The sequence below is a fragment of the Aphanizomenon sp. UHCC 0183 genome (genome assembly GCF_009712065.1).
In the GTDB taxonomy this organism is placed as follows: domain Bacteria; phylum Cyanobacteriota; class Cyanobacteriia; order Cyanobacteriales; family Nostocaceae; genus Dolichospermum; species Dolichospermum heterosporum.
On record NZ_VILC01000005.1, the window covers coordinates 1 to 23,860 of the forward strand.

Here is a 23,860-nt window from a genome sequence, read left to right on the forward strand (position 1 = left end):
CGGTGACTCCTTCTTCAAATTTTAATAATCATTATCAATACCTTGTCCATTTCCTGTAGGTTGGGTTAAGCGACAGCGCAACCCAACGCATTTGTTGGGTTTCATGCTTCAACCCACGCTACAAATCAAGGCTTTTTTTAATTTGGACAAGGTATTGATTATGCTACCCATTTACAAAATACTATATCAGCAGGTATATTGGAAAGTTAAGCCTGAAATATAAAATTACGAACTCAGAATCAAATTAATAAAAAATGAATTCCAGCCCCCTATTGTCCAACATTTTAAACCCGCCAGTGTTATTCTTCTTTTTAGGAATGCTGGCGATTTTTCTGCAATCTGATTTGGAAATTCCCCAACCATTACCCAAATTATTTTCTCTTTACCTGCTACTCGCAATTGGTTTTAAGGGTGGATATGAAATTGAAGAAAGTGCCATTAATCCAGAAATTGTCCTCACTCTTTTAGCGGCTATATTCATGGCTAGTGTTGTTCCTATTTACTCATTTTTCATTTTAAAACTGAAACTAGATACCTATAATGCAGCCGCTATTGCTGCAACTTATGGCTCTATTAGTGCCGTTACTTTTATTACGGCTCAATCTTTTCTCAAAGTTCTCAATATTGATTCTAGTGGACACATGGTAGCTGCTTTAGCACTCATGGAATCTCCAGCAATTATTGTGGGAATTGTCTTAGTGAGATTCTTTGCTAAAAGTCAGTTAGAAGCAGGAGAAGGAGAAGGAAAAGCAGAAAAGTTTTCTTGGGGTGAAGTATTAAGAGAAGCCTTTTTAAATGGTTCTGTATTTCTCCTCATTGGTAGTGTAATAGTGGGAATTATCACAGGAGAAAAGGGTTGGGAAAAATTACATCCATTTACCCAAGATATATTCTATGGAGTGCTATCATTCTTTTTACTAGATATGGGTATGGTAGCTGCTAGAAGAATCAAAGACTTGAGAAATACAGGTCTTTTCTTAATTGCTTTTGGCATTTTTATGCCTGTATTTAATGCCATTATTGGTATCTTTATTAGTAAATTAATTGGGATGTCTGAAGGAAATGCTCTTTTGTTTGCCGTACTTTGTGCTAGTGCTTCTTATATTGCCGTACCGGCAGCAATGCGAATGACTGTTCCTGAAGCTAACCCCAGTTTATATGTATCTATGGCTTTAGCTATCACTTTTCCGTTTAATATTATTGTTGGTATACCTTTGTATTTCAACATTATTAAGACAATAGGAGTATAATCAGGTGCAAGTTTTCAAAAAAGTCGAAATAATTATCAATTCTTTAGAACTACAAAAGGTGTTAAAAATTCTAGATTATATAGGTGTTTCTGGATATACAATTATTGAGGATGTCACAGGTAAGGGATACAGAGGTCGAGTTATTGACGATTTAGAAGGTCATGCACTTACCAATGGTTATATAATGACTATTTGCAATGAAGAACAAGAACGGCAAATAGCTGAAGCTGTTCGACCAATCATCAAAAAATATGGTGGTGTATGTATTGCTGCTGATGTTAAATCAATCGTAGATTAATTAACTTTTGTAAATAACAATTAGCAAATAAAATCTAATTTTTCGATGAATTTTGGCGAATGCTCCGGTACAAAGGAAATAGATGCAGGATTACCCGGTAATAGGTTATAATCCTACATTACTATAATCATTGTACAGATTAGAGAATAATCTCTGGAGTGTACAAAATGAAATCTTTAATTGCAACTTTCACTCAAAATTTAGATTTTTCGGAATCGGAAATAGAAGCAATACTTTCCACACCCTTAAATGAGGTGCTGAATTCACCGGCTTTAAAACAAGAATTAGACAGTTTAGATATTAGCTTACTCAAAAAAACCTTACCCACAGCCGGTGCAGTTTTATCTGAACATTTACCACTTTTTTATGATTGGCTAAAAAATGAATTAGGTGTTCAGAATGTTCCTGATAGTCCAGACCATACAACAAAATGGGTAGTTGGTTTTCTTAATAATCAGGAAAGTATCAATCATTTGGTTGAATTACACCGTCCCGTTCCTCACGCAGCTTTAGAAAAAGCTGTTCCCCGGTTGGTAGGTTTGTTTGATGGTGTGGAAGATGAAAAGGTGCGTGAAGAATGGGAAAAAGCAGTTGCAGCACTTTGTTTAGTTTTGGTTGTTGATGCTCGTGAACAGGCAAAACTGGCTAGTTAAAATGTCTGAATCAGGATGCTCAGGATTGAAGGATTAACAGGATTGAATATGGAAATATTTGCCAACTTTCTGTTTTTTGAGATTATTTTATGGATAAGAGGATGTTTGAAAAGTCGTATCCCGTAATTTTCATCACATTGTTACCCCCCTTTCCCCTTACAAAGCTACGGTGTACACACAAGTTATCGAATCACCATTATTCCTCAATTTACCCCGGGGTAAAAAATATTTGATACATCAACCATAACTTTTCAAACACCCTCTAACAATCCTGTAAATCTTTAAATCCTGTAAATCTTTAAATCCTGTAAATCCTGATTCTGACTTAAGTAGGTGAACACAATAAAACCAAACTGTGTAAAGAAACGTAAAATCGCCCAAACCCTCTTCACTCTTGCCTCTTGCCTTTTGCCTTGCCATAACGACAATTTTCAACGCCAACCTACTTAAAGTGATGGCTGGTGTTGAATCCAAGGGTTAGCGGCTTCTAATTGGGCTGCTAGACTAATGAGGGTAGACTCAGCCGCAGGTTTACCAATTAGCTGTACACTCAGGGGTAAACCATTGCTATCAAAACCGACGGGAAGAGCGATCGCAGGTAATCCGGTAGCATTTGCGACAGGACAAGGCGCGACCCAGTGGACAATTTTGGCGAATGTCTCTTCTGGACTCAAATCTGCCCATTCACCGACGCGAATGGGAGAATGTAAATAAACTGGTAATACCAATACATCTACAGTATCAAAAAAGGTGATAATTTGCCGAGAGACAATTTGCATTTGGGAAAGTGCTTGCAGATATTCAGCCACAGAACCGGTTTTGGCGAATAACCATTGGTTCAAAGGTTGCAAAGCTGGTGACGGGATTCCCGCTGCTGCGATTCCCGCTTGCCAAACTACTTTAAATGGTTCGATTAAATTGCTAAAATCTGGGTATTTTTCCTCAATTTGATGTCCAAATTGTGCTAATAACTCGACGGTTTTAAATACTCCCTGTTGACAGTTAGCGTCAGCTTCTCCAAAGGGGAGAATATTGGTACTAAAAGCGATTTTTAAAGGATCTAATTTAACTTGAGTTGCAGACAGAAATGATGGTTGGGGATCTGGTAGCCAATAAGGATCACCAGTGACATAGCCAGAGATTACATCTAACATAGCGGCTGCATCCGCCACCGTGCGGGCAAGGGGACCATCAACAGCGATGCCCCCCAAGCGATCGCCTACAGGGGCTTTAGAGACCCTTCCCCTGGCTGGTTTGATGCCAACAACACCACAACAAGCCGCCGGACCACGCACCGAACCACCACCATCTGAACCTTGAGCGATCGCACTTAATCCTGCTGCTACCGATGCCGCTGCACCACCACTAGAACCACCTGGAGTATATGCCAAATTCCAAGGGTTTCTTGCTGGGGGAAATCCCATAGGTTCGCTGTAAGGATAAGAACCTAATTCAGAAGTTGCGGTTTTACCCAGAATAATAAATCCCGCTTGTTTAATTTTCGTCACCACGCCATCATCATGATTGGCAATATTGTTTAACAGTGCTGGATTTCCATAAGTACAAGTAACACCTGCAACTGCACTTAAGTCTTTAATAGAAATTGGCACACCAAAAAACGGCGGTAATTCTGAAGTTGTAGTTAGTAATTCTGTTTTATTTGTAGCATCAGCGATCGCTAAATCTGCCGTAACTGTAAAATAACTCCCCAATTGAGGATTCAAGCGTTCAATTCTTTCCAAATATACTTCCACCAACTCCAGCGGCGACACTTCCCGTAGACGGATTAATTGTGCTAACTCTAAAGCCGGAGTAAAAGCTAAATCATTGTTACTCATTTTAACTTGTTGCAAAAAAGGGAACAGGTAATGGGTAATGGGTAATAAACACTCATTTTCACCAGTTTAGAGCTTCAGTCAAAAAAAAGATGCTTAGTCTGAAAAAACAGTGCCATTATTTCCATCTTTTCAAAAACATGAGTTTTTTCTGTTCCCTCTGAATTTAGCAGGATTTTTGGGCGTTGCTGATTAAGGGTATGAATTTTAGTCTCACGCAAAGGCGCAAAGACGCAAAGGTAAGATTTTTAAAGTTTCAATTTGGAAATTTCATACCTCGATTCAGCAACGCCGATTTTTGAAGCTTTTGTTGCATCAACTTCATAGCAATAGGTGAAGGTTGAAAATGCCTATTTTCCCAACGGTTAACTGTTTGGCTCTGATGTATGGGCGATCGCTCAATTAAAATTAAGTAATTGGACAAAAATATTTACAGTCATTGCGAGCGAAGGGAAGCAATCACAACCCTGGCGATTGCTTCATTTCACTTCGTTCCCTTCCCAATGACATTGTGTAATTAATTCTGTCTCACTACGTATTGGTTAAATTGTATCTTCTAAGTATTGCAATCCCCATTGATACAAAGAGCGCATTAATAAATTATTCAAATTAGGAGGAGTGCTAATTTCTTTGAGTACATCTATCATCAAGTTTTTAATAATTGTTGGTGTTTCTGGCATTTTTACAGGAAAGTCATTATTAGCCCACAGATAACTAATACCTTTCAAAGTAATAAATTCACCTTCATGAATAATTTTGTTGCGCTTCTTTTTAATAGCATATATCAATTTTGACCGTTTATTATCTCTGTTAAAATTCTTGTATGAACACCAAGCTTGTATAAGTTCATCCAGTGATGGTTCATCATTTCTCTGCGTTACTCTCCAACTTTGTGCTATTGATTGAATGTATAGTAATTGTTCTAAAATTTGGACAAACTGAATAAATGCTGTTGTATAATTTTCCCGTTTCAAAGCTAATTCTAATATTAGTGTTGATTCCCAAAGTTTGGTAATATAATTATCTTGCATTTGTTGAAGTTGGGTTTTCCAAGTTCCAATTTGTGCAGAATCAACTACTTTACTAACATCATTAGAACCTACCCATTGTTTAAGCTTTCGATAAAAATCATCATTAGATTCCCAATTACTATATTTTGCTAAAAATCCAGCTAGTTTAAATAAAACAGGATGACGATGTTGATGAACTGCTAACCAAATTTGTGCTTCTGAAAAATCGCCTCTTTCCCAGGCTGAGACAATGCGTAAACGTTCCAGTGACCAAAAATATTCAGCCATAGAAATTAAACTGAAAGTTTGGGAATGATTAGCAGTAACTAAACCATTTTCTAAAGTAGTAAAAAATTCCTTTGGTTCATTAGGACTAGCATTAAATACTTGATATTGACGTACTAAAGCGGCTGCACAAATTTCTACATTAGAAGCAATGACAGGGGTACATCCTTTAGTTTGAATCCAGAGAATAAATTCTTGATTTTCGTTAATACTTATAGCTTCTTTTAAAACCAGTTGTTCTAATTCTTCTCGGATTTCATCACTATTACCAGCATTAATTTTTGGTGAGTGAATATCAACTCTAATATCAGGAAATAAACTTTTAATTTTTCCTTTCATTAATTCTGCTAACCATAAAGTATCTAATCGGCGAAAATTCCAAGTAATACTTTCTGGTTGGTCTGTTCCCCAAAGAATAATATGTTTTAAACCTTGTTTTACTCCTCCTTCAATGACAGTTTTATCTAACAATAATTCAACATTACTAAAATCACCACCTAACCATTCTTGACAGTAATCATAATATCTTTTACCTAAATCTCGACCACTCCAAGGATAGGTTTTACCATCTTCATCTTGATGTTTACCCCGTTCTATTCCTAGTTCTTGATAGAGTTCGTTAATATGTGGAGGATAACTAATATTACCATCTGCACCAAAGGAACGAATGATACCATCTTTACACCGCCATCCTATTTGTCGAGTTCCTACGGTGATGATGAGGGTGCTAACTTGATTTGTGTTATTTGTTGTTTTCATAGTGGGAAGATTTGAACTTTATTTTGTAATGTTTCTAAATATTTTTGACGAGGATCTGCATTAGCACCAAATACTGTTACTACTTGGTAATCACCTAAGTCTGTAATCCATATAGGCGAAGGTTTAACTTCTCTACCTACTTTTCCGCAAAGATTACCATCATAATTACCATTAAATTTGAATTGATCACTATGTAAAACTGATAAAGCATAAGGTTTACCAAAATCTTCGTTTCCAGAACAGACAATAATTCGAGAATTAGCATCAATAGCTTCTATCCATTGATTATTTCTAACTGTTCCACAATTTTTTAGTTGGCGATAATTGAAATTAACACCTAATGCTTTTAATGCTTGATAAAAAGCTTCTAATTTTTGTCTAAATAGTTGCTGAAATTCTTTAGAAGTTTCTGGTAATTTCCAAAATGAATCTTCACGATCAGGTATTAGTGTAGAACCACGCCACCAGGGTGCATATTGACGGTTTTTACGAGAATAATAGGGTCTTCTTGCACCTTGACCTATACCACCTAAATGAAACATTAACCAAGTGAGATTTTTGATTAGTTTTTGCAAATGATCTTTTTTATCAATGGTTATTTCTGGTGAGTAATTTAATGTTAAAATTCCTTCTTGTTTACCAACATTATCATTTCTGTTTTGGGCTTCCGGTTGGGTAATTCGACCTTCTAAAACTCTGAGCATCAACCAACCATATTCTTTACTAGGATTAATCCCTCCAAAGATTTTATTTTCCCATTCTTGAACTTGTGTAGGTTCTAAAATTCCCAATGTAAAGGTTCTAAACCAATAACGTAACATTGATTTAAAAGCAACTGGTCTAACTTCTCCATGATTAATTGTATCTGGTTTTAAATTTCCATTTTTAATTTTATAAGGATGATTAACATTTTGAAACTTTTGACGACCATGAATTAATTGACCTTTAACAATAAATTCAACTCGGAAAAATTCACTTTCAGGTTTATGATTACCTATACCTGCGGGATTTAATTGACCATAACCAGTGTTAACCTGAGAACCTACACCAGCTTGTAAACCCTTGATTAACCACTGTTTTACTTGTTCTAATATCTCTTTATCTTGACAGTTACTAGCTAACCGTAACCCAATCATAAACATGGATTTTTCTAAACTGAGAAACGGGTTAGGATTGGGGCTATATTTGGGTGAATTATTATCCCACTGCCAAATATTATTAGCCATGTCTACAGCTAGTATATTTTGATCACCTAAAGGATAAGCGTCTAGAAATACTACTTTACCTGCTTGATCTTTTTTATTATTAGTTTCTACTGAACCAAACCAAGCAGCAATTTGTTTTTCTGCATTTTTCCAGTCAGTATTTTGCTGTGCCATGATTTCCCGGATAGCTTGGGTTCTGGCCACACCACGCAGGGTGCTAGAAGGAATATAAGGAATACCCAAAGCATCAAAAGCAGGTAATAAAATACTTTCTGGTCCTCTATGTCCTCCCACTCTAATTCTCCAAGGACATTGCACTTTGAAACTATTTTGGGCGATTAATTCGGTGCGTCTTGTGAGTTCTTGTAATCGCTTGGAATAGTTTGCCCCCTGTTCTGCCATTTGCAATATTTGGACTTTGGTGGGGTCTTTGTATTTATTATCGGTATCTGGCGATAGCGAAGCGCTGCTGCAAGCAGTTCGCATCCAACGCAGATATTCTACAAAACTGGCTTCTGAATGTGGTTGAGGTGGGTTATCTGGGTTTAACCAGGGAGACGGGATAGGAGGTTGATTATTACCACCACCAGGATTACCATTACCACCACCATTACCACCATTACCACCATTACCACCATTACCACCATTACCACCCACAGGAACGTTAATTACTCTTCTGGGTCTGTTTACATCTGGTGTGGTAGGTGCAGGTGGTTGAGGTCTTCTAGGTTGATTGGTTTGAGGTCTTTCAAATACCATAATTTTAGTCTCCTTGAATATCTGAATAAACAGCAGTAGCCCAAAAACTAAACTCTTGGGATAAAGCTAGTCCTAAACCTGTGATACCTAAATATTCATCTGTACCAAGATTTTTTAGGGTTGTTAAACCTTGTTGACCTGATAAGTTTGGTATTCCTGATACTGCTTGTAAACATTCAAAGAATTTTTCCACCACTTGTTTTTTACCGAACATCCCATTAGGTAATGCCATTTCTTCAGCTTTTAATCGCATCATTCCCCAAGTAGAAAGATAAGTATATAGTTCTACCGCTTGACTTTTTTGTTGTTTTAAACGAGTGTCATCTTGATTGGGTAGTGAACGCAAATTATGTAAAGCTTCATAAATTGGTGTGGCAATTGTTCTAGGGTCAAAGCTCATATTGATTCATTCCTGTACTATTAATAATTACATCCATTGTTGGACAAATCCACGTCCTAAACTTTCTTGTCCACCAATCTGTAAGATTTCATTAGCGGCTAATAAACTTTTGAAATCATCGTAAGATTTTTGTGATGTACCATTAGCTTGTGATGTAATTCCCCAAGGTAAATACATGAGTGTATCTGGTGGAATTGCTTCTTCATAACGGAAACCCCCATCTACTGATTTATGTTCATCAAGTTTAATTTTTACTTGTCGCCATAAACTCATTTGAATTAATGTGGCACAATGTTTATCTGGTAAAACTAATAAACGATTTATAGAAGTTGTTGCTGATGATTGGGGTACAAATTCTTCTGAGTTTGTCCAAGATTTTAATTCATTACTTTTAATAATTGCATCTTTGAGATAAACAGCAGAACCATTAGCAAAGTTACAGCTATATTCAGGAGGTATAGTTAATTTACTACTTTGTAAACGTTGCCAACGTTGTAATAAGAGAGGACAACTAACCCAAACTATACTATGACTTAATGAAGGCACTGGCAACCATAATATAGAAGCATCACCAATCCAAATATTACCTTGTTCTAATTTGCCATCTTTTAAGTCATTGCCAAATAGTTGATATTGTGTATCTTTGTCTGTAACAGTTGACCGAACTTTACCACGAACTGTACTAGAAGGAATATAAGGTAAATTAGTATGTGATTCACGGGCAATTCCTAGCAAATTACCTTCTTGAGTTGTGCCGCCTGTATGTAATGGTGACAATAGATATAAATAGATGTATTCAATCATGAATTTTCCTCACTTTTTTCTTGATATTTAATCCACAACATTTCCGAATAACCCAGTTGTCTCCAGTTATTGATCCGAGAACCAGTATTATCCTGAAATAATCCTTGAGGTTTATTCAAATAGTATAAACTCCCCGGTGGTGCTGCAAAAACCTGGGGTGCAGGAATACTTTTTACATCATCTTTATCCCTGATTCTACAACTGATTGGGACTGGTCTATCTGTGGACATACTCACAAAATTACCATCTTTGATTTTCCATTCCCAAGGATAAGGACGACATAAATTCATTCTTTGTTGGTGCTTATCTGTATGTGGTCTTTCAAAAACCCCTGGGGTAACTAAATAAGCAATTGATTTATCATGATGATTAAAATTATCACTGGAAATCTTCTGTAATTCTTGCCATTGCTCCCCCAATTCTGGACAAGATTCTACAATTACTCTGTGTCCTTCTCCTCCTAATCTGATTGTAGCAGGTGTTGTAATTTCGTGATTAATTCCTATAGCAAAACTCCAATTTTGATGTAAACGAATGGCATTTTCTACAAAGTAACCATCGGCATCTTTGACTTGTTTAGTTCCGGGTTCGATACTATTATGAGAACGGGTTTCTATTGTCCAGGGTTTGTCTTCGTGAGTACCATCAACTACCTTCCAATTGTCTTTATTAATTTCTCCTGTTTCTAAATAGTTCTTAACAACACAATAAGGTAAATATTGTCTAAATTTTACCTCAGAACTTTCTTCACATTTCTGTAAACTATTTATTTTCTCCTCATCTTTCTCATCTTCCCCATCTTCATCTTTAGCATTATGAGGTTTAACTAAAGGACAAGGTTGAGTTTCATCCCACAAGGCATTATTTATATGAGATTTGGTTTCCCATTTCAAAGGGACAAGGGCTGTAGATTTCACAAACCCCAACGGACGCGGAAGATATAAGGTGTTTTCTGTATTTTCATAGCAGAGGAACGGACCAATTATATTAAATGTTTCTTTTCCTAATAAACCCCGTAATGCCCCAGCAATAGTATGACCATTGGGAGGAAATACACTACCTGCCCAAGCCCTTTCTTGTGGTGAAAATGGTTTGGCATCTCGTAACATCAATATATCTAGTGGTGTGAGTTTGTACCAGTGCATTAATTATCACCTCTTAGTTTGATATCACGGTTACGTTTCACAAATGCCGCAAGTTTCAGCCAACTTTGAATTTCGTTGTCTAGTTCTTTGCTTTGGGTGGTCAGGAATAACGCTTTGAGAAAATTAGCTAGGTTTTCTTGAAACTGTGTTTTCGCGGGTTTGTTGTTTTGGAATTGGTCACGGCGATCGCAAAATACTTGCGTCCAAGTTAGAATTGCCCCAAAAATCGGCGCTGGATGTTGACTCCACAGACTCGCTGCTTGTTCAAATATGGCGCTGTCTGATTCACACATGATTAATTGTTGCCACTGATAGAAAACATCGAATTTAGCGGTAGATTTTAAAGTATTACCGTTACCATATAATACCCGCACCTGTACAGCATCTTTTTTGTTAAAACAATCTTTTTGACCACAGTTTTCAATTGGTAATTCGCAACCATGATAATATTCGTGTTTTTTGGCTGCGTCTTCTGCTTCCCAGAGGCTTTCCAATGCGATCGCCAACGGTACTGAATGATGGGCAATTACGATACCAAAACTAATTGTAGCTGCGCTACCCATTGTAAATAATGGACGATCAACTAAACCAACTTTTTTACCATCATCTTTTAAATATTGCCAATAATCACCCTTATTACTAAACTCTTCATGGGGGTCTTTTGCACCTCTAAAACATTGGCGGATATCCCACAACCATTTATCCCATTCCCAGAGGTTCGTATAGGCTAAAACATCATCACCACCACCGTAAATTAGTTTACCTGCATAGCGGGTTTGAGTGAGGTAAGGAACTAATTGATTAGAGAAGTCTAATAATGCCCGACTTAATGCACTGTGGGTACTTGGTCCCATTCTTTTAGTGAGTTTTAGAAACTCTGGGAAGTTAGTTAATGGTAAATTAGCTGTTCTGACTTTTTCCTCAAAACCATCAGGAATATATTCCCGGTAGGGTTTCATTTTTGTCCCTTTTAACCATTCACTCATACTATCACCATCACCTGCTGCTAATACATACCAATCTGATGGGTTATTGTTGGGATAGCATTGACTGAGAATTTGATTAATTCCTTGGGTGTATTCTGCTTTTAATGCTTCACTATTTGGTAGATCTTCTAATATCCAACCTGCATTAAGTAAGCGGGGATGGTATTTTTTAAGATTCTGTTTTTTATCCATCCAAGGAATACCCCATTTACCTCTCATTTCTGTGAGTGTATTCTCGATATCAGGGTATTTCTCAATTATGGCTTGACAAGCTTTTTCAAAATTACGTTTATGTTCAGGATTACTTTGATTAACTTTCAAATATCCTGCAACTCCAGAAGTTAAATCTGGATAGGATATTTCTAAATCTACTCCTAATAATTCTGGTAAAACCTTATGTAAACCCCGCTTTAATACTTCCGTAGCATTTAACTGTTCTCTACCATCAAAAAACCCTGCTTTATGCTTCCAAAAATGTTGGGTTTCACCTTCCGTTATCCAGTCTTTTTTATCTTTATCTTTATTGCCAGGACTGACAACTGGACCAATACCAGAAATTGTCGAACGCGGTCCAAAGGCTGTGGGAAGTTCCCAATTTCTAGCATTTTTAACTGCTGCTAAACTAGCGCGGGTTGCGTCGAAAATATAACCCCACCATGAACCTATATTAGCACTAAATCCCCTTTTATATATCTGTTGACGAATTTTATAAGATTCTTGTAATAAATCTTTTTCTTGTTCTTTGAAAAGCCGATTTTCATTGTTGCTTAAATTGTAAGTTTCATTTTGTACTTTTGACCAGGTTTCAAATTCTTGATTTTTGTTTTCGTTAGCAGAACATTTAAATTCTTCTTCTGGTTTACCAATGGGTAATGCTGTCCAGTAGGTTTGCCACTGGGATTTTAACCAACCTTGCCATGTGGTATGATTGGGGTCTAAACTTTTCATCCAATAACGTTCTTTTTGTAATTCTTTTAATACCAATTCCCCCACTTTTAACCATTCTTCTAACAAGGTTTGTTGGGCTGTTTGCATTGCTGCTTGTACTTTAGCTTCAGGCAATACCAATACTATGACATTAGGAAAACCAGCAGTTAATAATGATTCTGGTGATGGTTGGTTTATATATGGCGAAAAATCTCGATATTGTTGTAATAACCAATGGTCAATTAATGGTTGTTCATATAAACTAGGATAAAGTAAGGTATCTGGTCCATATTGATTGGCTAGTTTCCAACAAACTCTAGCTGATAAATAATGTAATAACCAAGAACCCGCCCAAAAATCCCGCATTTTGCGACTAGATTTAATTAATTCCTGTACTGGGGTAAAGCTAAATACTGCTAAATAAGGATGAGAAACTGCTTTACCTCTTGGCCAGTTTTTAATTTCATCTAATGTTAAATCATATCCAGCAAAACCACCAGCTAAGGCTGATGTCATACTTACATGACTCCAAATTGAAGCATCAGGAATCCTGGTTTCTGCTGGCATTAACATTAAAGAACTATCTTCAAAGATATCACAGGTTACTTTAGGTAAACAACGCCATAGCCACCAATATAATTCTTTAATTTTGGGAATATTATCTTGAATTTCATCTTGAAATTTTTGTGGTGCTGTTTCTAGTATTTCTAATAATTTCTCTTCTTTTCTAGATAAAAAATCCGCACGTTTACCATTGATTAATTCTTTGTGAAAACTAACTTTAAAATCCTGTTTCGCACCAGATAGTAAATGTCTAATTTCTAATCCCTTTTCAGGGTCATAGTTTATAAATTCTGTAGTACCACCAATGGCGGATCTATCACTTGCTGAAGCTACATAGTCTGCTAATAGTATATTTGCTAATGCTTTACCACGAGAATCATCGGGGGTTTTGCCAATTTCAACCCAAGCTTTCATTACTTCTAGTTGTTTATAGAAGCTATTTTTACCCCGTCCTGTGTTGTCATGTAATGCCTTTAATACAGGGTCATGTAGTAACCCCCAAATCTTAGCCCGCCAATATTCTGCCGTCATCGGTAGATCCCCTGTGTAGCTTATAGATGAATTATAAGAGCGCGATTCAGTATTTGTCTAGGAATCTAAAATATCTCAAGATTTTTGTAAGGTTTTCTCTAACTCTTACTCTGTAAGCTTTTCCTCACTTTGAGAGTTTTATTACAAATATTTTCTTGTCTTTGACATGGGTTATTGTTTATGCAGCTATCAAGTTACAGCGTTTCCCTTACCAAACATTGATAGTTACAATTTACTGATTCTCAAAATATCAGTAAATATTTTATTATGTATTTATATATACTCCTGATGATCGCCTCCCTCCCCTGTTTCTATTCGATTAATATCCCCAGCGAGTGGGAATATATTTACAAAAACAGCAAGGTTTTAGTCGTGGTGGCGTTGTTTCCATTCAATTAATATCCCCGGCGAGTGGGAATAGTTTTAGTGTTTGGTTTTAGTTATGAAAGTAGTAAGTTTCCATTCAATTAATATCCCCAGCGAGTGGGAATTAATATGGACTTTGTGTTTTTGAAGTTCAGCCCTCACGTTTCCATTCAATTAATATCCCCAGCGAGTGGGAATTCCCCATTTTCATCCTGGACGGCAAGAAATACCATTAAGTTTCCATTCAATTAATATCCCCAGCGAGTGGGAATAATTATTTTATAAAAACATTTGACATTAAATATTGGACAGGTTTCCATTCAATTAATATCCCCAGCGAGTGGGAATTAAATTTTGGATCTGCTCCTACACTACAGACCACAAGTTTCCATTCAATTAATATCCCCAGCGAGTGGGAATATAATAATCGCTGCTTTTTGGCGTTTTGCATCAATTAAAGTTTCCATTCAATTAATATCCCCAGCGAGTGGGAATTGGATAGGTGAAGCAATAGAAGCTGGCTTGGATTTTGATTACTTAAGTTTCCATTCAATTAATATCCCCAGCGAGTGGGAATTGGTAGGCTACTGCATGGCAAATTTCCATATAGCGATCGTTTCCATTCAATTAATATCCCCAGCGAGTGGGAATAAAAACGTGGTTCACTCACTGTAGGTGAAGCATCCGCAATGTTTCCATTCAATTAATATCCCCAGCGAGTGGGAATGTAAAAGCAGGTGATGCAATCACAGGTACAGGTATTGTTTCCATTCAATTAATATCCCCAGCGAGTGGGAATCAATACCTGTCTTTGGTCAACATTCAAATTCTTCAGTTTCCATTCAATTAATATCCCCAGCGAGTGGGAATATAAACCACTTCTAATAGATGATAGTGCTGAATATCGTTTCCATTCAATTAATATCCCCAGCGAGTGGGAATTTAATCCTGCTGCATCTGAACCCGACAATGACGATGGCATTGACTGTTTCCATTCAATTAATATCCCCAGCGAGTGGGAATTACCGCAGGGATTTAAAGACTGGATTAGAAGTGGCGTTTCCATTCAATTAATATCCCCAGCGAGTGGGAATTCCAGATGACCGAGTCGGTGGCTGTCACTACGAGTTTCCATTCAATTAATATCCCCAGCGAGTGGGAATACCACCTCTCTGGTAAAGACCAGCCTTCCAGCGTTTCCATTCAATTAATATCCCCAGCGAGTGGGAATAGTCTCTACAACTCTTTGGGGAGAAACAAATCTACCGTTTCCATTCAATTAATATCCCCAGCGAGTGGGAATCTTAGAGGTAACAGACATTGATGCAGTATTTAGCGATGTTTCCATTCAATTAATATCCCCAGCGAGTGGGAATGATCATGAAGAGTTTGTGGCACAACTAGCAGCACATCTAGGTTTCCATTCAATTAATATCCCCAGCGAGTGGGAATTAGTAAATCATAATTTATATAAAACGTCAAATTTGTCTTGTTTCCATTCAATTAATATCCCCAGCGAGTGGGAATAATACTGGAACAGATAAAGCTAATTGTTGGTATCTCTGGTTTCCATTCAATTAATATCCCCAGCGAGTGGGAATATGAGGCTGGCAGAGAACTGGGATGTAGTAGAAGGTTTCCATTCAATTAATATCCCCAGCGAGTGGGAATGCAATGTATGTAGATCCTCCATACCAGCTTATGGTAACTGGTTTCCATTCAATTAATATCCCCAGCGAGTGGGAATACTCTGAGTTGCTACAGCTAACCTTAGCCTACAGAGGTTTCCATTCAATTAATATCCCCAGCGAGTGGGAATCCTCGATATGCCCGCTATTTTCACCACTCAACTAGAGAGTTTCCATTCAATTAATATCCCCAGCGAGTGGGAATTCTAGAACACTTCTCAAATATATTGTGCTGTTGGAGGTTTCCATTCAATTAATATCCCCAGCGAGTGGGAATCGGTCATCTGGAAGATGACATACAACGCTCCCACCTTTAAGTTTCCATTCAATTAATATCCCCAGCGAGTGGGAATATCAGGTGTACAGATAATTGAAGAAGTTAAAGGTCTGGTTTCCATTCAATTAATATCCCCAGCGAGTGGGAATAAGTTATTACCGTCTGCATCTACTAGACCATATTTAATAACTGTTTCCATTCAATTAATATCCCCAGCGAGTGGGAATCGGAATGGGAGGGTATGACTGGGGGTGAATTTTTAGTTTCCATTCAATTAATATCCCCAGCGAGTGGGAATTCATCAGATATAGACCTTGTGGTATGAAGGATGCCGGGACAGTTTCCATTCAATTAATATCCCCAGCGAGTGGGAATAACAAATTACGACAAACCAAAAGGTAACGGCACTTGTTTCCATTCAATTAATATCCCCAGCGAGTGGGAATCATATCTACCGGCGTGACCTGAAAACAGGTCTTGAGGTGGGTTTCCATTCAATTAATATCCCCAGCGAGTGGGAATAAAACCGTACAAACTGAATCAGGAAACTTCGTATTAGTAAGTTTCCATTCAATTAATATCCCCAGCGAGTGGGAATTCTACATTAGGCATTTTCTATCTCCTCATCTGACGTTTCCATTCAATTAATATCCCCAGCGAGTGGGAATGAAATTTACAGTTATTTCTGGCTTAGAAAATCTTTACCTGTTTCCATTCAATTAATATCCCCAGCGAGTGGGAATTCACTGCGTTCCACAGAGCCTTTGCAGAAGAAGGTTTAGGGTTTCCATTCAATTAATATCCCCAGCGAGTGGGAATCTATTCAAATTAAGAACTCACAGGGTAAAGCCTACGAGAACTGTTTCCATTCAATTAATATCCCCAGCGAGTGGGAATTTTAGTTGATGATCTCTGGTATGGCACGTTCCAAGATGACGTTTCCATTCAATTAATATCCCCAGCGAGTGGGAATGCGATACCAGTAAACTGGTTCAAGCTAAACCCTTACCTAAAAAGTTTCCATTCAATTAATATCCCCAGCGAGTGGGAATATTGTATAAAGTCAAGAAAAAACTATGGTAAGCGTAAAGTTTCCATTCAATTAATATCCCCAGCGAGTGGGAATTCTTCCCTCTCCCTAACTCATGGAGGTGAAAGACTTCGTTTCCATTCAATTAATATCCCCAGCGAGTGGGAATTCCCAGCATCAATCGCGTGTAGTCGCATGGGAGAAAGCCTACGAAGGTTTCCATTCAATTAATATCCCCAGCGAGTGGGAATCAGGATATGAAACGGGTGACATCTTTGATTATGTATTTGGTAGGTTTCCATTCAATTAATATCCCCAGCGAGTGGGAATCTGATAACCCCGCACCCTTGCGATTATGTTCAAATTGCGTTTCCATTCAATTAATATCCCCAGCGAGTGGGAATAGCTAAATACAGCAAAAAAGATGGCGCAAGCTGGTTCTAGAGTTTCCATTCAATTAATATCCCCAGCGAGTGGGAATTACAGATAAATTACAGCAAAGACAGCAGACATTAGTTTCCATTCAATTAATATCCCCAGCGAGTGGGAATAATCTAGATATTAACGCGATCGCTGATCTATGTTCGTTTCCATTCAATTAATATCCCCAGCGAGTGGGAATTTCAGCTATTCAGGTTTACTTCGAGTCTTAAAAGTTGAAGGTTTCCATTCAATTAATATCCCCAGCGAGTGGGAATAAAAGGCGTTATCACCACATCAGTTGATCCTGATTCGTTTCCATTCAATTAATATCCCCAGCGAGTGGGAATTGTCTTAGCTATTGTTTGTCTGACAGTATTTCTTATGTTTCCATTCAATTAATATCCCCAGCGAGTGGGAATAATTCGTAACAGCAGCAGGTGGTGATAACGGCGGATGTTTCCATTCAATTAATATCCCCAGCGAGTGGGAATCTCAGAAAACTCAACGACTTTGTACAAATTAATATGACACCGTTTCCATTCAATTAATATCCCCAGCGAGTGGGAATCGTAACATCTAATGAGGAAACAACTGTTAATGAGGGTTTCCATTCAATTAATATCCCCAGCGAGTGGGAATGTCTTAAAAGTTGAAGTCGTCACCGAGCAATGGGTGGGAGGTTTCCATTCAATTAATATCCCCAGCGAGTGGGAATGTTATTTGGATGATATCGAATATTTCTATGCCCGTCAGTTTCCATTCAATTAATATCCCCAGCGAGTGGGAATATTGACTCTGATGCTGACAGATTGTTTGAGTGTGTATGTTTCCATTCAATTAATATCCCCAGCGAGTGGGAATGAAATCTTATGAGGCAAGTGGGTTAAAGATTGTGTGCGAGTTTCCATTCAATTAATATCCCCAGCGAGTGGGAATGAAACTACACCCACAGCAGAAATTGTAGGATATTGCGAAGTTTCCATTCAATTAATATCCCCAGCGAGTGGGAATTAAAAGTTCATCTGCTTCAGATTCATAAACCTTTTGCTGGGTTTCCATTCAATTAATATCCCCAGCGAGTGGGAATCGTGGGCATTAGCCGGAGACGAAGAATTAAACGAAACAGTTTCCATTCAATTAATATCCCCAGCGAGTGGGAATGCGTTGTATTTAAAGTAATGGGTACTTTAGTGTCAGCTACTTTGTTTCCATTCAATTAATATCCCCAGCGAGTGGGAATCCAACCCTAACAATCACAAGTATGGAAAGAATGTTTGCAGGTTTCCATTCAATTAATATCCCCAGCGAGTGGGAATAAATCAAAAAAGTTGTGTCAGAAATAGCTTCTGAAGTTTCCATTCAATTAATATCCCCAGCGAGTGGGAATAAGAAATATTTGAATTGAGTCTTTTAGCCGATGCTTCTAGCAGTTTCCATTCAATTAATATCCCCAGCGAGTGGGAATCCGCGATCGCTTCATACCATCCAATCCAAGGCTTCATGTTTCCATTCAATTAATATCCCCAGCGAGTGGGAATTCCTATCATTGCTGATAAGACACAACCGCTAGATGCGATCGCTTGTTTCCATTCAATTAATATCCCCAGCGAGTGGGAATGACTGCCGTTGAAACTGAGATCGCCCATTCAGTTAACCGCGTGTTTCCATTCAATTAATATCCCCAGCGAGTGGGAATGCAGAAACGGGGCTTTTAACTTTGGGGCTAACGCCATAGTTTCCATTCAATTAATATCCCCAGCGAGTGGGAATCTATAACTTCCCGCCAAGCGTGTTGTACCGTGAGCTATGCCAGTTTCCATTCAATTAATATCCCCAGCGAGTGGGAATCTTTGGGGCTAACGCCATAGGATTAGTCTTAATATTGTTTCCATTCAATTAATATCCCCAGCGAGTGGGAATATAGGTGTGAGAAAGTTCGCAAAGCGCAAACTAAGGTTTCCATTCAATTAATATCCCCAGCGAGTGGGAATGAACAAGACATTCTTGACAGGCTCAACTCAACTATTGTGGTTTCCATTCAATTAATATCCCCAGCGAGTGGGAATAGATTCCAAGACTTTCTCACACCCCTATCTTTAGTGTTTCCATTCAATTAATATCCCCAGCGAGTGGGAATTATAGGAACTAAAGAGAATAAAGCTACACAGAAATGATATAGCCAGTTTCCATTCAATTAATATCCCCAGCGAGTGGGAATAGAATCATTAAGGATGCAGAGAACCTAGCAAGTTTCCATTCAATTAATATCCCCAGCGAGTGGGAATTCTGGTTAAAACTCGCGTTTGGGACGTTTACACCAACAGGTTTCCATTCAATTAATATCCCCAGCGAGTGGGAATCACGTAAATCATTTGAATCTAACCCAATTGGGTTCTTGAAGTTTCCATTCAATTAATATCCCCAGCGAGTGGGAATGTGTCAAGGCTGAGGTGCGGGGCTTTTGTAGTGCTAGTTTCCATTCAATTAATATCCCCAGCGAGTGGGAATGATATATGATTTACCAAGAGACAGGCTAGACGGAATAACAGAAGTTTCCATTCAATTAATATCCCCAGCGAGTGGGAATAAGCTGTCAGCATAAAGTATCCTAATCACCAGATAGCCGTTTCCATTCAATTAATATCCCCAGCGAGTGGGAATAAGCCAAGGTTGAGTAAGTTCTTCTGTGTCCAAGGTAAGTTTCCATTCAATTAATATCCCCAGCGAGTGGGAATTACCGTGCTAGTACCTTTAGAAGGTTGATGTTTAATGTTTCCATTCAATTAATATCCCCAGCGAGTGGGAATATTCTTTGTCATACCAGCAAACCCACCTTTTTGATGTTTCCATTCAATTAATATCCCCAGCGAGTGGGAATCCCTTCATTTTAACCCCTTGCTGTGCAAAGAGTCTAGACCCACTTTCCGAAGGTCAGCAAAAATCACCGCCAACCAGCCTACAAAACTACCATTAAAAACCGCGTAACCCTTATCCAATAAGCAACCGAAGTTCACAACCATAAAATCAACACTTCAGCTATTTTTCCCAAACATCGGCAACAACTAAATGATAATTGAACTAGGTGGTTCAATCACAGGTATTCCCACACCCCAAGTTTCCACTTGAGATAGAGTATGTCGAGACAAAGGATAAAACCTGACATTATCTTCTTCTAACTTCAGCTTTTTCCTCAACTGACGACGTAAATCTTGATATTTTTCTGTACTCAATTGACATTCAAACACAGAATACTGTACACGCTGTCCATAACCTTCCAATAAATCAGCTACTTTTTTGCGCCGTTTATTACAGGGAATATCATAAGCAATCACATACAAAAACATAAGTAGGTTAGCATTGAAAATTGTCGTTATGGCAAGGCAAGAGGCAAGAGGCAAGAGGCAAGAGTGAAGAAGCTTTGGGCGATTTTACTTTTCTTTACACACTTTGGTTTTATTGTGTTCACCTACTTAACATAATTTTAGTCAATTCGATAGGGTTGATAATGATGACTAGGATTGTAAACAAACTGCTTAAAAGCCCTCACCTGTTTAGTTAATAAATCCCATTTTGGTTGTTTAATTCCCTCATCAGTTTGTATTTCTTCAGACATCCGTTGTAAAAACGCCCGTAGAAATTTCTTCCTTCCCGCATTATTCAAATAACAGCCACCATTTTTAAACTCAAAATCAGCTTCAGCACTAACAATTTTGCGATTAATTAACCACATCACTAAAGAATCTATAAATGGGGCGCGAAACTCCTCAATTAAATCAGAAGCTAATGCTGCATGACCATCATGAGCTTGATGTAAACAGGCATAATAAGGGTCTAATCCTTGAATTTCAATTAACGCTAATAAATGATTCCAAAGAACTTGATAACCAAAACTTAGCATGGCATTCACTGGGTTTCCTGGAGGACGACGACTCCGACCAGAAAACACAAAATCAGGGTTTGTTAAACATTCACTAAAAGCCGAAAAATATTGAGCCGCACCCGCACCTTCAAACCCCATTAACCGTTCTAAATTATCAGCCTGTGCTACTTGGTCAGCTAGATAATCTAAACTTTGTAAAACCCGTTCTAAAAGCTCCGATTCCTTTTTTTTCCTTTGTCTTCGCAACAACACCCTACTATTTTTTAACTTACCTTTAATCATAGCCCTAGCAGTAATCAACTTTTCTACGGGAGATAATTGTTGTTGATAACGTGATAACTGCCGATATCCCCTAGAAATTGGTAAAATTCTGCCATAGCAATAACCCATGCGTGATAAGTAAGCAATGGGAATATCTCGCCATAAACAAGCACGAATAACTTGGGTGGTTAATTGGGATTTCCCAAAGATCAGAATTTGCTCTAACAGAGGTAACTGGACTTCAGCATATACAGTTTCCCCTTGCTTAACTAGCAAAGTTTCTTTTTGTAAACACACATAGCAATTCTGCTCAGAAACATAAAGAGTTTGCATGAAATTATCAATTATTAACTCAAGTTGCTAGTTATCTCGTTGAAGCTGGTAATGGGTAATTGGTAATAGGTAATTGGTGATGAAAACAGAAATTTCATCCTGTTCATCCTTTAATCCTGGACATTATCTCGACTTACTTCGACTTCGCTCAGTACAAGTCGCTCGATAACCACCTGGTTCTGACAATTTACCTAACTAGCAACTTACATTATTAACGCCACCAACGTTGTAAATTAGATTTCTTGGGAGAACGATATTCACCGTTTCCAGAAGATGTTAATTCTGCATTCTGTTCCGGTTCTAACCACAAAACAACTCTATCGGCTGCACTGGCAACTATATAAGTAGCAACAGCGACTAACATAGTATTAATAATTACTGCTGCTAAACCTAAAGGTGCAATCAACAAAATCACTAAAGTAATACCACCATTAACAGTAGATATAGAAACATTTCTGACAGTGGCAGAACGTCGGGAAATATACATGGTGCTAAAAAGACTGACTTCAAAGTAATGATATTGACTACCATAACCGCAGAATTAGCCAAAAGCTAGAAAAAGGTTATAAACTAAATTATTATAGTTATCTTCCCTAAAGCAATATTGACAATGCTTACAGCCAATTTTTATTAGCATTCTAAATATTTTCTTTTTGCACTGAGATTAATTTACTATAAATTCCTGCCAGTGATTCCTTTACCATGCCTAAAAAACCTACTCATCCTTACACAGAACGGTTAGCGTTTGAACGCTTACTGCTGTTAATTGCTACATTATTAAAACATCCAGGTATAGGTAGTCCTGATTTTTTTGATCTCAGTAACAATGAGAATCATGATGCAATTAGTTCTGTGAAAGTATATCTGCAAAAATTAGCAGCAGAATTGGATATAGAATTACCCGCAGAATATCCAGCAATTCCGACATTACGCAAAGATTTAGAAACCCTCAGACGTTACGCTATCCTTGATCGGCGGATGTATCGTTGGGGATATTATTTAGGTACTGGTGCGCTTTCTATCGCAGAATTAAAAGTAGCATTTAATGCTTTAGCCTCTCAAGCTCAATATCAAGGTGATGCCCAAGCTAGACGCATTCATGAAACTCTTAGTAAAAGATTACGTGGGTTAGATATGGAACTCAAGGGTGATTTTTTTTATCCTACTCGGCAACATCTTAACCGGGCTATTATTCATACCGACCCAGAGGAAATGGTAATTCAGGGAGAAACCCGCGATACACTATTTCATAAATTACCATTATTAGAAAAAGCTATTAGTAAGGGAGAAGCCATTGAAATTTCTCGGAGTAATGACTTTTATGGTTTTAATCGGATTGGACGGATACAGATTTTTCCCCTACAATTAATTTACCATGATATTGCTTGGTATTTACTGTATGAATATTGTGAAAATGGACATTTAGCCATAGGAAGATTAAACCGTTTTAATAATCATTGTATTTTTATTAAAATCCTGCCCAGGGGTTTAGAAAAACAAAAAGAAAGTTTAGTTAAAGCATATAAGTTACTAGAAAATGGCTGGGGTTTAAATTTAGGTGAACCAGAACCGCAAAAATTAGAATTAGATGGAACTCTCAACTTAATTAATGTGAAAGTCCGGTTTTTTCCGCCAGTATCAGCATTTATTTTGGAAGGAGAGCGTCGTCATCCTCATCAAAAAATCACCACTGGATTGATTGATAAAACTGGGCAACATACTTATATAGAATATGCTGTAGATTTACCACCTCGGTCTTTAAATGAATTTAGCCGCTGGGTTTATCGTTATATGGACAAAGCAGAAATGTTGTCCCCTCCTCAATTAGTGGAACAACACCGCCAATCTGCACAAGCTTTATTTGACCGCTATTTTCATGGAGATAGGTAGGTTGGCGTTGAAAATTGTCGTTATAGCAAGGCAAGAGGCAAGAGTAAAGAAGTTTGCAGCGATTTTACGTTTCTTTACACAGTTTGGTTTTATTGTGTTCACCTACTTAGAGAACTCCACAAAAAAGATAATCCAATCTCGTGGGATGGGCATCTTGCCCGTTCTTGTATTATTAGCGGGCAAGATGCCCGCACCACAATAAATTTTGGGATATTTTTTTAATTGGAGAACTCTTAGGTAAATCTCTTAGGGATCACCAAAAAATAAATTACCCAATTTTGTGGGATGGGCATCCTGCCTG

At 37.8% G+C, this 23,860-nt stretch carries 15 protein-coding genes and 1 CRISPR repeat array; of the genes, 4 read left to right on the forward strand and 11 right to left on the reverse strand.

Annotated elements, in window-relative coordinates; all coding sequences use genetic code 11:
• The first annotated feature begins 254 nt into the window (after positions 1-254).
• The 3 genes from FJR37_RS02400 (at position 255) to FJR37_RS02410 (ending at position 2,201) form a co-directional block, all read left to right on the forward strand.
• On the forward strand, positions 255-1,250 hold the full coding sequence (locus tag FJR37_RS02400; protein WP_168465197.1) for a sodium-dependent bicarbonate transport family permease: 996 nt from the start codon (positions 255-257) through the stop codon (positions 1,248-1,250).
• Positions 1,251-1,254: 4 nt separating this feature from the next.
• Positions 1,255-1,548 carry a P-II family nitrogen regulator gene (locus FJR37_RS02405; RefSeq protein WP_039203869.1) on the forward strand — a complete coding sequence of 98 codons (294 nt, stop codon included), beginning with the start codon at positions 1,255-1,257 and terminating at the stop codon, positions 1,546-1,548.
• Positions 1,549-1,715: 167 nt separating this feature from the next.
• Positions 1,716-2,201, forward strand: a complete 486-nt coding sequence (locus tag FJR37_RS02410) for a hypothetical protein (protein WP_039203871.1) — start codon at positions 1,716-1,718, stop codon at positions 2,199-2,201.
• Between the two features lie 446 nt (positions 2,202-2,647).
• On the opposite strand, the gene FJR37_RS02415 is transcribed toward FJR37_RS02410, so the two are convergent.
• From FJR37_RS02415 to csx18, 11 genes are all read right to left on the reverse strand, one after another.
• Positions 2,648-4,039, reverse strand: coding sequence for an amidase (locus FJR37_RS02415; protein WP_168465198.1), 1,392 nt, complete (start codon positions 4,037-4,039; stop codon positions 2,648-2,650).
• A 253-nt stretch (positions 4,040-4,292) separates the two neighbouring features.
• Complete coding sequence (locus tag FJR37_RS02420; RefSeq protein WP_160290034.1) at positions 4,293-4,460, reverse strand: hypothetical protein; 168 nt, start codon at positions 4,458-4,460, stop codon at positions 4,293-4,295.
• Positions 4,461-4,578: 118 nt separating this feature from the next.
• Positions 4,579-6,090: a hypothetical protein gene (locus tag FJR37_RS02425; protein ID WP_168465199.1), complete on the reverse strand. Its 1,512-nt coding sequence runs from the start codon at positions 6,088-6,090 to the stop codon at positions 4,579-4,581.
• Positions 6,087-8,054 carry a type III-B CRISPR module RAMP protein Cmr6 gene (gene cmr6 / locus FJR37_RS02430; RefSeq protein WP_168465200.1) on the reverse strand — a complete coding sequence of 656 codons (1,968 nt, stop codon included), beginning with the start codon at positions 8,052-8,054 and terminating at the stop codon, positions 6,087-6,089. Before cmr6 ends, FJR37_RS02425 begins: the two co-directional genes overlap by 4 nt.
• A 4-nt stretch (positions 8,055-8,058) precedes the next feature.
• Positions 8,059-8,454: a hypothetical protein gene (locus FJR37_RS02435; RefSeq protein ID WP_168465201.1), complete on the reverse strand. Its 396-nt coding sequence runs from the start codon at positions 8,452-8,454 to the stop codon at positions 8,059-8,061.
• Between the two features lie 27 nt (positions 8,455-8,481).
• Entirely contained in the window at positions 8,482-9,258 is a 777-nt protein-coding gene (gene cmr4, locus FJR37_RS02440) for a type III-B CRISPR module RAMP protein Cmr4 (protein ID WP_168465202.1), read from the reverse strand.
• Positions 9,255-10,403 carry a type III-B CRISPR module-associated Cmr3 family protein gene (locus tag FJR37_RS02445; RefSeq protein WP_168465203.1) on the reverse strand — a complete coding sequence of 383 codons (1,149 nt, stop codon included), beginning with the start codon at positions 10,401-10,403 and terminating at the stop codon, positions 9,255-9,257. Before FJR37_RS02445 ends, cmr4 begins: the two co-directional genes overlap by 4 nt.
• Complete coding sequence (gene cas10, locus FJR37_RS02450) at positions 10,403-13,411, reverse strand: type III-B CRISPR-associated protein Cas10/Cmr2 (RefSeq protein WP_168465204.1); 3,009 nt, start codon at positions 13,409-13,411, stop codon at positions 10,403-10,405. Before cas10 ends, FJR37_RS02445 begins: the two co-directional genes overlap by 1 nt.
• Positions 13,412-13,718: 307 nt before the next feature.
• A CRISPR array of direct repeats spans positions 13,719-20,073; the repeat unit is 36 nt; unit sequence GTTTCCATTCAATTAATATCCCCAGCGAGTGGGAAT.
• Between the two features lie 184 nt (positions 20,074-20,257).
• Positions 20,258-20,539 carry a CRISPR-associated endonuclease Cas2 gene (gene cas2 / locus FJR37_RS02455; RefSeq protein ID WP_039203883.1) on the reverse strand — a complete coding sequence of 94 codons (282 nt, stop codon included), beginning with the start codon at positions 20,537-20,539 and terminating at the stop codon, positions 20,258-20,260.
• 137 nt (positions 20,540-20,676) lie between these two features.
• On the reverse strand, positions 20,677-21,669 hold the full coding sequence (gene cas1 / locus FJR37_RS02460; protein WP_168465205.1) for a CRISPR-associated endonuclease Cas1: 993 nt from the start codon (positions 21,667-21,669) through the stop codon (positions 20,677-20,679).
• Between the two features lie 211 nt (positions 21,670-21,880).
• On the reverse strand, positions 21,881-22,156 hold the full coding sequence (csx18, locus tag FJR37_RS02465) for a CRISPR-associated protein Csx18 (RefSeq protein WP_039203886.1): 276 nt from the start codon (positions 22,154-22,156) through the stop codon (positions 21,881-21,883).
• A 215-nt stretch (positions 22,157-22,371) separates the two neighbouring features.
• Here csx18 and FJR37_RS02470 point away from each other — a divergent pair, with 215 nt between their 5' ends.
• Entirely contained in the window at positions 22,372-23,559 is a 1,188-nt protein-coding gene (locus FJR37_RS02470; RefSeq protein WP_039203888.1) for a YafY family protein, read from the forward strand.
• Positions 23,560-23,860 lie beyond the last annotated feature (301 nt).